Here is a 14212-nt window from a genome sequence, read left to right as displayed (position 1 = left end):
TTTTCTCACCCTGCTCTATTTTACCTCGTTTATATGAAAAAGTCTGCCGAAGGGCAGACTTTTTCGACAGGCTGAAACAGCCAGGCGTGATAAAAGTTTTATCACGCCTGGCTGTTTGTCTATGGATAAAAAATGAAAAATGCCCTATGATAAACCCATCGAACAAAGAACCAAACAGGTTCATGAAAGGATGTTATCTATGTATTATTCCAGCGGTAACTATGAGGCTTTTGCCCGCCCCCGCAAGCCTGAGGGCGTGGATCACAAGTCCGCCTATATCATCGGCACCGGCCTTGCCGCGCTCACTGCCGCCTGTTACCTGGTTCGGGATGGCCAGATGAAGGGAGAACACATCCATATCTTTGAAAAAGACCCCACCCCCGGCGGCGCCTGCGACGGCTGGAAGTTCGAGAACGTGGGCTATGTCATGCGGGGCGGCCGGGAGATGGACAACCACTTCGAGGTCATGTGGGACCTGTTCCACTCCATCCCATCCATTGAGACTGAGGGCGTCAGCGTGCTGGACGAGTACTACTGGCTGAACAAAGAGGACCCCAACTACTCTCTGTGCCGGGCCACCGTGAACCGGGGTCAGGACGCCCACACCGACGGCAAGTTTGATGTCTCGGATAAAGCGGCCATGCAGATCATGCGCCTGTTCTTCGCCACGGACGAGGAGCTGTACGACAAGCGCATCACCGACTATTTCAATGACGAGGTGCTGAACTCCAACTTCTGGCTCTACTGGCGCACCATGTTCGCCTTTGAGAACTGGCACAGCGCCCTGGAGATGAAGCGGTATATCAAGCGCTTCATCCACCACGTCGGAGGCCTGCCTGACTTCAAGGCCCTGCGCTTCACCCGGTACAACCAGTACGAGTCCATGATCCTGCCTATGGTGAAGTACCTGGAGGATCACGGTGTACAGTTCCACTACAACACCAAGGTAGTGAACGTGGAGTTCGACATTCAGCCGGACAGAAAGCAGGCCCGCCGCATCGAGCTGCTCACCAGCGAGGGCCAGACCAATCTGGATCTGACGGAGGACGACCTGGTGTTCATCACCAACGGCGGCTGTGTGGAGAACTCCGCCATGGGCTCCCAGAACGAGCCCGCGGCCTATAACACCGAGATCAAGCCCGGCGGCGGCTGGGATATGTGGCGGAAGATCGCCGCACAGGATCCCGCCTTCGGCAACCCGGACAAGTTCTGCTATGACCCAGAACAGACCAACTGGATGTCCGCCACGGTGGAGACCCTGGATCAGCGCATCATCCCCTATATCAAGGCCATCTGCAAGCGGGATCCCTTTACCGGCAAGGTGGTCACCGGCGGCATCGTCACGGTGAAGGATTCCTCCTGGCTTATGAGCTGGACCATCAACCGCCAGCCCCAGTTCCGGGAGCAGCCCAAGGATCACTGTCTGGTGTGGGTGTACTCTCTGTTCAGCGACAAGCCCGGCGACTATGTAAAGAAGCCCATGCGGGACTGCACCGGCAAGGAAATCTGTATGGAGTGGCTGTACCATCTGGGCGTACCTGAGGACCAGATCGAGGAGCTGGCCGGGCACAGCGCCAACACGGTCCCTGTGATGATGCCCTATATTGACGCTTTCTTCATGCCCCGCAACGACACGGACCGCCCCCGTGTGGTGCCCGACGGCGCGGTGAACTTCGCCTTCCTGGGCCAGTTCGCCGAGACGGCCCGCGACACCATCTTCACCACCGAGTATTCCATGCGCACCGGCATGGAGGCGGTATACACCCTGCTGAATGTGGATCGGGGTGTGCCTGAGGTGTGGGGCAGCACCTATGACATCCGCGACCTGCTGGACGCCTCCGTCAAGCTCCGGGACGGAAAGCCGTTGACGGACATGAGCCTGAACCTTATTGAAAAGTTTGCCCTGCGTAAGGTTTTGGACAAGGCGCAGGGTACGGACATCGAAAAGCTGTTGAAAGAGTACCATGTGATCTAAATCATATAAAAAGCGTGAAAGGGAACCGTCAAAGGTTCCCTTTCACTGATAACACCAATCTAAACCTGTAAGAAAACGCCGAAGAAATTTTGCAGCGTTTCGGCGGGAGGTTTGAAGGAAAAGCAGCGGACGTTTTTTCATACCGCTTACTGGTTTGCGCTGCTGGGCTGACTGCGGAGAGAAACTGTACAACCATCGAGCCGCGGCACCAAGGACAAGTCCTATCCCACCGACGGCTTTAACTGTTCCAGCTGCACCCTGTCCCGTCAGGAACATTATACAGGATTACCGGCACAGCTCCCAGATGGCCTGGGTAAAGATTTTGCAGGACAGGAGGAGGTGGTCAATACAGACCTGCTCGTCGGGGGCGTGCATTTTTGGGTCAAAGCCGGGGAACTCGCAGCCGAAGGCCACGCCGCCGGGGATATCATGGACATAGGTGCCGCCGCCGATGGCCAGGGGCTTGGCGTTGGTGACGCCGGTGTAGGCCTCGTAGCAGCGCAGCAGGGTGGTGACCAGCGGGGAGTCGCCGGGGACGCAGTGGACGTGGGTCATGTCGGGGTCGCCGGTGACGGAGATGCCGTATTTGGCAAAGCTGGCCTCACACGCCTTCTTGCAGTTGTCCTCGTTGGAGCGCAGGGGGAAGCGGACGTCGAACTTGGCGGTAAAGCCGGTGGCGGTAACGCTCATCAAAGCCAGATTCAACGTGAGGGGGCCGCACTCCGGATCCTCCTGGGCGATGCCCAGGGCGGCGCCCCGGTTGTCGCCAAAGGGGAAGAGCGTGTGCATGGCCCGGAGGGCCCGGGTACTCTCGCAGTCCGCCAGGGGGAGGAGGGCCAGCAGCTCCAGCAGGGCGGAGATGGCGTTGAGACCGCCGTCCGGGGCGGCGGCATGGGCGTTTTTGCCGGCGCAGTGGACCAGAAGGGTATCCCCCTCCTGGGTAATGGTAAAGGGTGTGCTGGTGCGCTGAGCCACCTGGGCCGCGGCCTCCTCCACGCAGGAGTGATCCAGTCCGGCCAGGGTACACTGGGCCTGCGGCGGGACTACGTTCTGACGAAAGCCGCCGGTGAGGCCGGTTACCCGGGGCAGGGCGGTCTCCTCCTCCCACTGGCGGCCGAAGTCCGGGTGGTAGTGGCCCTTTTCAATATTGATGACGGGGAAGTCGGCATCGGGAGTGAAGGCATAGGGGGCGTAGGGGTTGCGGGCGTAATACCAGGCGATATCGTGGGAGCCGGTTTCCTCGTCGGTGCCCATGATAAGCCGCGCATTGGCGGACAGAGGCAGGTTTAAATCCCGGACGGCCTTCATAGCCAGCAGGGCGCACACCACGGGGCCCTTGTCGTCGGACACGCCCCGGCCGTAGAGCATTCCGTCCCGCTCCACGCAGGCGTAGGGGTCGGTGGACCAGCCGGTGCCCTCGCCCACCACGTCCAGGTGGCCCAAAATGTGCAGGCGGGTTTCCTTCTCGTTGAGGTCGGCGGTCCCCACATAGCCCTGCTGATTGGCGGCGGTGAGGCCCAGCTCGCCGGCCAAGGCCAGGGCCTCCTCCAGGGCGGCGGCGGGGCCGGGGCCGAAGGGCTTGCCCGGCTGGGCCTCTCCCCGGACGCTCTTGATGGCCACCAGCCGGGAGACAGCGGCCACCAGCTGTTCTTTTACTTTGGGATTGTCGAAATAGGCGCTGATTTTTTCCTGATACATGGGAAACTCCTCCTTTGTCAGTTGGAGACGTCTGGAACGGGCTCTCCCCCGGCCAGCTCGCCTAAGTATTTGTACACGGTGTAGCGGGAGACCTGGAGCCGCTTGGACACAAAGGGTACCGATTTGCGGAAGGAAAAGGCGTTTTTCTGATCCAGCAGGGCGATGATCTTCAGACGGTCCGCCTTGGTCAGAGTGGACACCGGCTTGCCTACGGTGGCGAGGCACTCGTCAAAAATATCGCTGAGCCGGCTGTCCCCTCCCTGCCACATGGCGCTTTGCAGATCGGCCTGGGCATTCATCAGGTCAACCAGAATACGGTTGGCATAGACTAAAGAGGTATAGTCAAAATTGATCCCCAGGGCCAGGTTGTAACCGCCCTCTCCCTCCTGAATCAGATGGAAGGTGCTGCTCTTGATCTGCTGTCCCGCGGGGGTGGTGGCGTAGAGGTTAACAAAGTCGGTGGTCAGCGCCTGGCTGTCCAGCTCTTTGGCGGTGCCCAATATATCCATGGTGGACCCTACGCAGCGGCCGGAGACGTGGCCGTTATAGATGGATAAAATGGGGTGTTTGGGGTCCCCCATGTCATGTACCAGCGTCTCGCAGGAGGAGCCGAACATCTCTGCAATCCCCCGGGCTGTCCTGTCCAAAAATTCAAATGCTTCCCCACGTGTCAAATGGGGTCACCTCTCTTTTTTGTCAAATGGAGTCTGCGCAGGTCAAATAGAACCTGCACGAAATATATTGTACCACTCCTCCAATTTTATGGCAAGAGAGGCAGAGGCCGGGAGAGGAAATTTTATAGAGGCAGGTTATTTTATATAACCTGTCAATGAGGCCGCCTTGCCGCGAAACAGGCGCCAGGAGATAGCTGGCAGAAGTGGCAGGGGGCCGAACGCTATTGACACAAAAATGGAAAAATAATATAATAAAACAGAGAAGTAAATAGCTCTCCTTTATTTTTTAAAACCTGTATTCATAAACCGGGGGACGCTGTTCAGCCTTTGTGAATACAGATTTTTGGCGAGGATAGAAATGTTCTCAGCAAGCGAACCCGAATGCCGCTCGGCCACAGCGTCGGAATGGAGATTTGCCGATGAAAAAGAAGCCAGACAAAAGGGAAAAGCGAAGAGGAGGCACCCTGCTCCTCTCGATTGTGTTGGTTTTTTGTGTTTTGGGGACGGTTGTGTACGCGGTGTCCCAGAAAATATCCCGGGAGATGTCCAGCGCAGCCATCCAGAACCTGAGTGAGAGTCTGGATCTGATTCAGTGTACCATTGAGGCGATTTTGCGCAATGAGGCGGAGTTTCAGATGCTGATTGCCCGGGAGCTGGCGCGGGCGGAGGATATGGAGAGCTATATCCGTACCTATGAGAGGAATCAGACGATGTCCAAGATGTCGCTGATTTTGGCCGGGGAGACAGAGGGGCTCTCCAACACCGGGGAGGTATTTACCGAAGCGGACCTGGATTTTTCCGCCGGAGGGACCATCATGGGCCTGCCGGTGTCCAAGTCCTATTTAAATTATATGGGGACATGGGCCTATACCATAAAATGTCCGGTGGAGCGGGACGGGCAGGAGATTGGAACGCTCTATGCCGAGTATGTGTATGACACGGTGGACAAATCCCTGCCCAATGGATTTTACAATCAGCAGGCCACGCTGTACATTATGGACGCAGAGAGCGAGCGGTTTGTATTGAAGCCCAAGGGGATGGGAATGCGCAGTGCGGGCCACTTGAATCTGGATGATTTCTACCGGGCCAACAGTATCCAGGATCCGGGGATTCAGGCGGAGGTGGCGCGGTGTCTGGAAAATGGGACAGACATCCTGTTTTACCACGATATCCGGGAAGTGCGCGCCCTGAACTATATGTGGTCAGTAAACGGCGGGACGATTTTTCTGGTGGGGTATGTGCCGGTAGAGGCCATCCAGCAGGAGGGGCGGACAGTCAATCAGAACATCTTCATTGTGGTGGCGGCAATGCTGGTGGCCTTCTTCGTGTGCATCGGCCTGTACTACCTCAACTGGCGGCAGCAGGAGAAGATCCGGAAGGAGCGGGAGACGGAGCGCAGGCACCACAGCCAGCAGCTGGCCCAGGCGCTGCGGGCGGCCCAGATTGCCAGCGAGTCCAAGACCACCTTTCTGTCCAACATGTCCCATGACATCCGCACCCCTATGAATGCGGTGCTGGGTTTTACCACCCTTCTGGCCAAGGACACGGAGAATCCGGTCAAGGTGCGGGAGTACACAAAGAAGATCATGGCCTCCGGCCAGCATCTGCTTAGCCTGATCAACGATATCCTGGATGTGTCCAAAATCGAGAGCGGGAAGGTTGTGCTCAACTTTGAAAAATTTGCCCTCAACGACGTAGTTTCCTCTATAGAAGCCATCATCCAGCCCATGGCCAAGGCGAAGGGGCAGGCGTTTCATATAGAGGTGACCGGCCTGCGGCATGAGTATCTGGTGGGGGACGAGACCCGGATCAACCAGATCCTGCTCAACCTGCTCTCCAACGCCGTAAAATATACCCAGGAGGGCGGCAAGATCTGGTTCCGCATCATCGGGCTCAAGCAGCGCTCCAGCCAGTATGAGCACATCCGGATCGAGGTGGAGGACAACGGCTACGGCATGACGCCGGAGTTCCTGGAGACAATATTCGACGCCTTTACCCGGGCGGAAAACAGCACCACCAATAAGGTACAGGGCACTGGATTAGGCATGGCCATCACCAAGAGCATTGTGGAGCTGATGGGGGGGACCATTGAGGTCTCCAGCGAGGTGAACAAGGGCTCCCTGTTCCGGGTGGAGCTGGAGCTGCGCATCCCAGAAGGGCAGGCGGATCAGCAGTTCTGGAGGCAGCGCGGAATTTCCCGCATCCTAGCGGCAGACAAAGATCCGGACAGCCGGGAGGATATACAGACCCTGATGAGGGAAACCGGGGTGGCGCTGGAAACCGCCGACAGTCTGGAGGAGGTCGGGCGCCGGCTTCAGACCGGCGAACAGGTTCAGCTTGTGCTGTTGGATTGGGACACGCTGGAACCGGACCGCGTCCAGGCAGTCCGGCAGCTGCGGGAGACCCTCACAGATGCCGTGCCCATTCTCATCTTGGTGGAGCCGGACAGGGAAGGGGTAGAGGAAGTACTGCGGCTCAGCCGCACCGGCACTCTGGCAAAGCCGTTTTTTGTGTCCGCGCTTCAGGAGAAAGTTATGGAGCTGTGGACAGATACGGCGGAAAAGAGCGCTCTGGAGCCGGAAAAGGATGACAGTCTGGAGGGAATGCGTTTCCTTGCTGCGGAGGACAACGAGATCAACGCAGAGATTCTGGTGGAGTTGCTGGACCTCGAGGGCGCCTGTTGCGAGGTAGTCGAAAACGGCCTCCTGGCGGTGGAGCGGTTCCAGCAGGCGGCGCAGGGCGAGTTTGACGCCATCCTGATGGATGTTCAGATGCCGGTGATGAACGGCCACGACGCCACAAGGGCCATTCGGGCCCTGGCGCGGGAGGACGCTGGACGGATCCCCATCATCGCCATGACGGCAAACGCCTTTGCCGAGGACGAGAAGGCGGCGCTGGACGCCGGCATGGACGCCCATGTGGCAAAGCCATTGGATGTAGAACTGCTGAAAAAGGTGATTCAACAATGTATCAGGTAAAAGGAAGCACTATGAAGAAACGTGTGAGAAGCGCAGCCACCGTCTGTCTGGCGGCGCTGGCGGTTTTGCCCCTGGCCTCCTGCGGCCATGAGGATCCCCAAAATCTGCTCCCCCAGGAGGTGAGGGAAGAGCGGATCGTCAATTTCTTCAGCCCCATGGAGAAGACCGATCCAAACGCGGAAAATGTGGCGCGGACCGCGTCGGATCTGACCGTGGCCATGGCGGAGGAAAAGCTGGGCGTGACCGTGGCCTATATGACCTATACGGCGGAGAGCTATCAGGACAAAACCTATGACGACGTGACGCTGGATCGGGCCCGCAGCAATATGGACGATCTGTACCTGCTCAACCCGGATACCGTTCTGAAGCTGGGGGCGGAGGGCAAGCTGGCGGATCTGTCCGGGCTGGACAGCGCCAAAAACCTGCGGGAGATCGTCCGCACCGCCAATACCGTGGACGGAAAGCTGGTGGCCATTCCCCAGGAGGTGGTGGCCTACGGCCTGTTTGTCAACAAGGATATGTTTGACCAGTACCACCTGGCCCTGCCGGAGACGCCGGAGGAATTTCTGGAGTGCTGCCGGGTGTTCAAAGAGAACGGCGTCCAGACGCCCGTGGGCGCCAACCGCTGGTGGCTGGAGACATTCGTGTTCGCTCAGGCCTATGCGGATTTGTACAACGGCGGAAATACCCAGGCGGAGATTGAGGCCCTCAACAGCGGAGAGGCCCGGTACAGCGACTATATGCGCCCCGGGTTCGAGTTTCTTCAGGAGCTGATCAACCAGGGCTATATTGACCCGGAAAAGGCCCTGGTCAGCGAGGCCATTGAGGGAGAGGGGGCGGATTTCCTCGCCCAGAAGACCCCCATCGTCATGGCTTACTGGGGCGCGGCCAATACGGAGACCGCCTACGGCAAGACAGACTTTGAGATGCAGGTCATCGGATTTCCCAGCAGCCGGGGACAGATGCCGGTGATGCCGATGACTGGCTTCGCCGTAGGCGTCAACGCGGAGCATAAGGAAGACGCAATACAGGTTCTGGATGTCATTACCTCCGACGAGGCCCTTCAGGTCTATGCGGAGACCAACCGGGTGATCTCCCCCTCCAAAAATGTGGAGGTGGAGTGCGTCCCCGCTTTGAAGCCCCTCAACGACCGGATTCAGGAGGGGGTCTATGTGCTGGGCTCCAACGCGGGAATGAACGTGGAGCAGTGGGGCAATACCTGCCTCATTGTGCGGGAGCTGCTGGGGGGCGCCACAGTGGACGAGTGCATGGCCTCCTTTGACGCGCTTCAGGACGCAGCCTTGGCCGGAAAATAAAGGGAGCTTCCCAAGAAAGAGCAGAGGCAGACGTTTTTTGGCGGAAAAGCCGAAAAACGTCTGCCTTTTTGCGGTTATTGGTTTTGGGAAAAGAGGGGACGCCACGCCGCGGCCAGCCGATCCATGGCGGGGGCCATGTGCTCCGGCGCAAGACGGCCGTAACCCAAAATCAACGTGGGGATAGGGCCGGCGGTGGCGGGGGTGAGGCTGTAGCCGGACAGGGGAGAGACCCATACCCCGGCCTGGGCGGCGGCCTGGACCAGCTGAGCCTCGCTGGGGCCGCCGGGAACCCGGAAGAGAAGATGGAGGCCAGCCTCCGCGCCGGAGAAGATCCCCAGCTCCAGCAGGCCGGCGGACCTGGCGGCAGCGAGAAGTGCGTCCCGGCGCTGGCGGTAGGCGGTGCGCATCCGGCGGATGTGGCGCTCAAAATGCCCCTGGTCCAGAAAGCGGGCCAGGGTATACTGCTCAAAGGAGGGGACGGTGGAGGAGTAGAACAGAAACTCACGCCGGTAGCGCAGGAGCAGGTGCGGGGGCAGCACCATGTAGCCGATGCGCAGGGAAGGGGCCAGGCTTTTGGCAAAAGTATTCAGGTAAACCACCCGCTCCCCCTGGTCCAGACTCTGGAGGGCGGGGATGGGCCGGCCGTCGAAGCGGAATTCGCTGTCGTAGTCGTCCTCAATGAGATAGCGGCCGGGAACTTCCTCCGCCCAGGCCAGCAGAGCCTGCCGCCGGGAAACCGGCATTACCGTGCCCAGGGGAAAGTGGTGGGAGGGGGTGATGTGGGCCACCCGGGCGCCGGACCAGCCCAAGGCGTCGGGGCGCATCCCCTGTTCATCCATGGGGATAGGGCAGACCAGCGCGCCGGCGTGGGAGAGAATGCGGGAGATTTTCCGGTAGCCGGGATCCTCCACGCCCCAGCCTCCGTTCTGCCCCAGAAGCTGGAGGAGGAGAGTGGTGAGATACTCCGCCCCGGCGCCCACCACCACCTGCTCCGGATCGGCCTGGATGCCCCGGAAGCTGCGCAGGGAGCGGACAATGGCCTGGCGCAGCTCCGGAATGCCCTGGGGAGGCGGGGAGTCCAGCAGGGCGCTGTCCTTCTGGCTCAAAACCTCCCGGGTGAGCCGTGCCCAGGTGGCGAAGGGGAAGCGGGCGGTGTCCACCCCGCTGGTGGAGAAGTCGTACTCCGGCGGGGGCGGGGCCTCCGGCGGAAGGAGGCCCTGCTCCGGCGGCGGCGCGGAGGCCGGCGGGCTGGGAGAGAGGGCGCAGACAAAAAATCCCCGCTTGGGCTGGGAGGAGAGATAGCCCTCGGCGAGAAGCTGGGCATAGGCGCTCTCCACCGTCACCACGCTGATTTTCAGATGGGCGGCCAGGGCCCGCTTGGAGGGCAGACGCTCCCCCGGGGCCAGCGCGCCGCAGGCAATCTCCCGCCGGATATGGCGGCAGAGCTGCTCATAGAGCGGCTGGCCCGAGCGGGGATCCAGTACAGGTGTAAGCATGGACTTACGCTCCTTTTGCGGATAATACGGCGGGAATTGGAACACATATCAATCATAGGGGATCGGGCTGGGAAAAGCAAGAAAAACCCGGCCGCCTCTTCAGACAGCCGGGTTTTGAAGCGCTGGCGCCAGGGGGATTAGCCCTTCTTAGGTACGAACAGGGGCAGGGAGGCGTAGAAAGCGATGGCGCGCATCAGGTCGTCCACAGGCACCTTGTCCTGGGTGGAGTGGCACAGGGAGCCATCGCCGGGGCCGTAGCCGATGGCGGGAACGCCCATGCGGCCGCACAGGTGGGTGGCGTTGGTGCAGAACTCCCAGGAGCCCACCACGGGCTTCTCGTCCCACAGACCGGTAAAGGCGTCCACGCCGGCCTGGATCAGGGGGTGGTCCTCCGGCAGGACCCAGGAGGGGAAGTAGTCCACGCAGGTGATGTCGTAGCCGGTGTAGGTCTGCACCTTCTCGGTGTCGATGACCGCAGTGACGCCGTCAATGCCCTCGTAGAACTGAGCCACTTCCTTCAGCAGGTCGTCGATGCTCTCGCCGCAGGAGATGCGGCGGTCGCAGGTGATGACGGCCTCGCCGGGGATGGTGTTCAGAGAGGGGGTCTTGCAGTCCACCTTGGTGACCTCGATGGAGCCCTTGCCCAGGAAGGGATCCTCCACAAAGTCCTGGAACTTGTCCACCTTCTCCATGATGGGCAGGGCCTTGATCAGGGCGTTGTCGCCCCGCCAGGCGGTGGAGGCGTGGGCGCACTTGCCGGGGACGGAGATCTTAATGAGGGCGCGGCCCTTGTGGCCCCGGATGACCCGGTTCTCGGAGGCCTCGGCCACCAGCACAAAGTCGGGCTTGATGTCGGGGTTTTCCTCGGTCATGGCCTTCACGCAGGAACCCTCCACGTCCTCTTCGGACAGGGAGCCGGACACCCACAGAGTGAAGTCCTTGTCCAGACCCAGGGCCTTCAGGGCCTTGCCGGCGAAGGTGATGCCGGTGAGGCAGCCCTTGTCGTCCACCGCGCCCCGGCCGTGGAGGACCTTGCCCTCCTCCATCCGGGCCTCCAGGGGGTTGAAGCCCCAGGCGGCGGGATCGCCCAGCTCCACGGTGTCGATGTGGGCGTCGTAGAGCAGGACGGTCTTGCCGGAGCCGACCCGGCCCACCACGTTGCCGACCTTGTCCACCCGGACCTCGTCAAAGCCAAACTCCTTCATTTTGCCGGCAAGGAAGTCCACCGCGTTCTTCTCGTTGTAGGTGACGCTCTCAATAGCGATGAAGTCCTTCAAAAACTGGACGACTTCCTCCTCCTGAGCGGCCACATACTCCTTAATTTTTGCCAGCGCTTCTTTTTTTTCGATCATGCGAATTCCTCCTTGATTTTTTTGCGAGATGCTGGTATGATTATACCATAAAGTATTCTAGAGATATAGAGACTTTTGCAAAAAATTTTTTCTGGAGGTTTTTACCATGAACACTGGTCTCAAGGGCAAGCATTTTCTCTGTGAGCAGGACTGGACTAACGAAGAGCTGGAGACTCTGATGGACGTTGCGTCCGTCCTGAAGATGGACAACCTGCTCGACACCCACAAGTACGACGAGCTGCTGCGCAACAAGTCCCTGTTTATGCTGTTCTTTGAGGAGTCCACCCGGACCCGCAACGCTTTCGAGTGCGGCATCACCCAGCTGGGCGGCCACGGCAACTACCTGACCCCCAAGGCTACCCAGATCGACCACGGCGAGACCCCCCAGGACACCATCGAGGTTCTCTCCCGCATGGGCCACGGCATCGGCGTGCGCAACACTCTGGTGGGCGGCAACGCTTACATGCAGAAGCTTGCCAAGTACTCCAAGATTCCCATCTACAACATGCAGTGCGACCTGTGGCACCCCACCCAGTCCATTGCCGACCTGTTCACCATTAAGGAGAAGTTCCACAATGAGCTGAAGGGCCGCAAGTTCGTCATCTCCTGGACCTCCGCCGGCAACTACATGCGTCCCCTGTCCATGGCTCAGTCCCTGATCACCCTGATGCCCCGCTTCGGCATGGACGTGACCCTGGCCGTGCCCAACAAGGATTTTGAGCTGATGCCCGAGGCTATGGAGACCGCCCGCAAGAACGCTGAGTTCTACGGCTCCAAGTTCGAGGTCTGCAACGACATGGACGCCGCCTGCGAGAACGCCGACGTTGTCTACGCCAAGGGCTGGGGCCCCATCATGGCTGTGGGCGACGACGAGAAGACCGGCGTGGAGATGATCAACGCCAATCCCGGTTGGTGCGTGGACAGCCGCCGCATGGCTCTGGCCAAGAACACCGCCATCTACATGCACTGCATGCCCGCCGACCGCGGCATCGAGGTCACCGACGAGGTCGCTGACTCCGCTCAGTCCGTCATCTACGACGAGGCCGAGAACCGCATGCACACCATCAAGGCTCTGATGGCTCTGACCATGGGCAACGTGGCCAGCCGCCGTTAATCTGCGACACAAGTGAAATCTGTTCCCCTGCCGGTTCCGCGCCGGCAGGGGAGGACAAAGAATTCAGGCGCCTGTGCGCTGATTTTGGAGAGAGGCGGCACATTGCGACATATGTGTCGCCTCTTTTCAACAGCACCGCTGGAAAACTAGTCAGTTTTTGTTTTCTCGCTCTATTGTCAACCACAGGCTTGCCGGGAAGGGTGAATTTATGGCAGCAACAATCATTCACGGCGGGGCCGTGCTCCTGAAGGATGGTCTGAAGGCTGGATGGGGCGTGGCGCTCAAGGACGGCCTCATCGCCGCGGTGGGTCCCAACGAGAGCCTGGCTGTGGACGGGGGAGACACCGTGATCGAGGCCACTGATCAGATCATCCTGCCCGGTTTCATCAACGGGCACAACCATATGTACAATGTGTTCTCCCGTGGGATCAGCACCGACGCGGTGGTGACGGAGTTCTCCAGCTTCTTGGACGACTTCTGGTGGCCCTATATCGAAAACCGCATCACGCCGGAGCTGGCCGAGGTCACAGCCCGCTGGGCCAGCGTGGAGATGATTGACTCCGGCGTGACCACTTTCTTCGACATTCTGGAGGCGCCCAACGCTATCCCGGGCGCGCTGGAGGCGGAGGCGAAGGTCATCCGGGAGGCGGGCCTGCGGGGTATCCTCACCTTTGAGGCCTGCGAGCGGATGAATGAGGAGAACGCGCGGCTGGGACTGGAGGAGAACGCGGACTTTATCCGCAATCACAAGGATGACCCCATGGTGAAAGGCGCCATGAGCATCCACACCCTCTTTACCTGTTCCAAGGAATATGTGCAGAAAGCCCGCGCCATGGCCCGGGAGCTGGGGGCCAAGTTCCATATGCACCTGTCTGAGAGTGTGTTTGAGCCCAACTGGACCCAGGAGCACTACGGAAAGCAGCCCATCTGTATCTATGACGAGCTGGACTGCATGGACAGCGATGTGCTGGCCTCCCAGGTGGTGCAGATCAACCAGGAAGAGATCGGCATACTGGCCCGCGCCGGCGCCAGTGCGGTAACGATGCCCCTGTCCAATTGCGAGGTAGGCGGCGGCATCGCCCCGGTGACCGACCTGCTGGACGCCGGCGTCAAGGTGGGCATCGGTACGGACGGCTACATCAACAATTTCTTTGAAGTAATGCGCGGCGCATTTCTTATCCACAAGGCACACCGGCAGGACCCACAGGTTATGGGCGCCCGGCAGGTCTACCGGATGGCCACGGATATGGGGGCGCAGGCCCTCGGCATGGAAAATACGGGGTGTATTGCCCCGGGAATGCTGGCAGACGTGATTACCGTCAGCATGAACGATACGCCCACGCCCATCAACGAGAAAAACATTTATGACCAACTGATCTTATATCGGAATCCCGCCGACGTGAAGAACGTCTTCGTCGGCGGCAAGCAGCTGAAAAAGGACGGCGTCATCACGACGCTGGACGTAGACAAGGCCCGCGCCGAGATGCGCCAGGCCTGCGCTGAGTTCTGGAAGTTTAAGTAACATAATGTGAATAACCACGCCGTTAGACAGGATGGCCAATGGTTATCTGCTTCGGATGGGATTTCCGTGCATGGAAGGTGATGAAAT

At 59.7% G+C, this 14212-nt stretch carries 10 protein-coding genes; 5 read left to right on the top strand and 5 right to left on the bottom strand.

The genetic code is table 11. The features are described from left to right. The coding region (locus D1159_RS19340) for a hypothetical protein (RefSeq protein ID WP_207709189.1) at nt 1-184 on the bottom strand (184 nt) is incomplete at its 3' end. A gap of 15 nt (nt 185-199) precedes the next feature. Here D1159_RS19340 and D1159_RS13155 point away from each other — a divergent pair. Continuing rightward, entirely contained in the window at nt 200-1975 is a 1776-nt protein-coding gene (locus tag D1159_RS13155) for an oleate hydratase (protein ID WP_161846120.1), read from the top strand. A gap of 285 nt (nt 1976-2260) precedes the next feature. Here D1159_RS13155 and D1159_RS13150 read toward each other — a convergent pair whose 3' ends face one another. Next, a complete protein-coding gene (locus tag D1159_RS13150; RefSeq protein ID WP_161846119.1) occupies nt 2261-3673 on the bottom strand; it encodes a Sapep family Mn(2+)-dependent dipeptidase in 1413 nt (470 codons plus the stop codon). A 17-nt stretch (nt 3674-3690) separates the two neighbouring features. Beyond that, on the bottom strand, nt 3691-4320 hold the full coding sequence (locus tag D1159_RS13145) for a PAS domain-containing protein (RefSeq protein ID WP_243152286.1): 630 nt from the start codon (nt 4318-4320) through the stop codon (nt 3691-3693). Nucleotides 4321-4766: 446 nt separating this feature from the next. Here D1159_RS13145 and D1159_RS13140 point away from each other — a divergent pair, with 446 nt between their 5' ends. Both D1159_RS13140 and D1159_RS13135 read left to right on the top strand, forming a co-directional pair. Continuing rightward, complete coding sequence (locus D1159_RS13140; protein ID WP_161846117.1) at nt 4767-7325, top strand: ATP-binding protein; 2559 nt, start codon at nt 4767-4769, stop codon at nt 7323-7325. An 11-nt stretch (nt 7326-7336) separates the two neighbouring features. Then, nucleotides 7337-8641, top strand: coding sequence for an extracellular solute-binding protein (locus tag D1159_RS13135; RefSeq protein WP_161846116.1), 1305 nt, complete (start codon nt 7337-7339; stop codon nt 8639-8641). A gap of 74 nt (nt 8642-8715) precedes the next feature. Here D1159_RS13135 and D1159_RS13130 read toward each other — a convergent pair whose 3' ends face one another. Together D1159_RS13130 and D1159_RS13125 are read right to left on the bottom strand one after the other, a co-directional pair. Further along, nucleotides 8716-10137, bottom strand: coding sequence for a PLP-dependent aminotransferase family protein (locus D1159_RS13130; RefSeq protein WP_161846115.1), 1422 nt, complete (start codon nt 10135-10137; stop codon nt 8716-8718). Nucleotides 10138-10274: 137 nt separating this feature from the next. After that, nucleotides 10275-11489, bottom strand: coding sequence for a YgeY family selenium metabolism-linked hydrolase (locus tag D1159_RS13125; protein WP_161846114.1), 1215 nt, complete (start codon nt 11487-11489; stop codon nt 10275-10277). A gap of 106 nt (nt 11490-11595) precedes the next feature. Here D1159_RS13125 and D1159_RS13120 point away from each other — a divergent pair, with 106 nt between their 5' ends. Next, on the top strand, nt 11596-12603 hold the full coding sequence (locus D1159_RS13120; RefSeq protein WP_161846113.1) for an ornithine carbamoyltransferase: 1008 nt from the start codon (nt 11596-11598) through the stop codon (nt 12601-12603). A gap of 208 nt (nt 12604-12811) precedes the next feature. Next, entirely contained in the window at nt 12812-14125 is a 1314-nt protein-coding gene (locus tag D1159_RS13115) for an amidohydrolase family protein (protein WP_161846112.1), read from the top strand. Nucleotides 14126-14212: the final 87 nt, after the last annotated feature.

It is taken from the genome of Pseudoflavonifractor sp. 524-17, assembly GCF_009935845.1.
GTDB lineage: Bacteria > Bacillota > Clostridia > Oscillospirales > Oscillospiraceae > Pseudoflavonifractor_A.
The sequence above is the reverse complement of the archived record's forward strand: the minus strand, read 5'-3'. Positions and strand labels throughout refer to the sequence as shown.

What these genes read in the sequence shown, in the direction of transcription:
- D1159_RS13130 (WP_161846115.1), bottom strand. Translation starts at nt 10,137, where the DNA reads ATGCTTACACCTGTACTGGATCCCCGCTCGGGCCAGCCGCTCTATGAG.
- D1159_RS13140 (WP_161846117.1), top strand. Translation starts at nt 4,767, where the DNA reads ATGAAAAAGAAGCCAGACAAAAGGGAAAAGCGAAGAGGAGGCACCCTG.
- D1159_RS13125 (WP_161846114.1), bottom strand. Translation starts at nt 11,489, where the DNA reads ATGATCGAAAAAAAAGAAGCGCTGGCAAAAATTAAGGAGTATGTGGCC.
- D1159_RS13115 (WP_161846112.1), top strand. Translation starts at nt 12,812, where the DNA reads ATGGCAGCAACAATCATTCACGGCGGGGCCGTGCTCCTGAAGGATGGT.
- D1159_RS13120 (WP_161846113.1), top strand. Translation starts at nt 11,596, where the DNA reads ATGAACACTGGTCTCAAGGGCAAGCATTTTCTCTGTGAGCAGGACTGG.
- D1159_RS13155 (WP_161846120.1), top strand. Translation starts at nt 200, where the DNA reads ATGTATTATTCCAGCGGTAACTATGAGGCTTTTGCCCGCCCCCGCAAG.
- D1159_RS13135 (WP_161846116.1), top strand. Translation starts at nt 7,337, where the DNA reads ATGAAGAAACGTGTGAGAAGCGCAGCCACCGTCTGTCTGGCGGCGCTG.
- D1159_RS13150 (WP_161846119.1), bottom strand. Translation starts at nt 3,673, where the DNA reads ATGTATCAGGAAAAAATCAGCGCCTATTTCGACAATCCCAAAGTAAAA.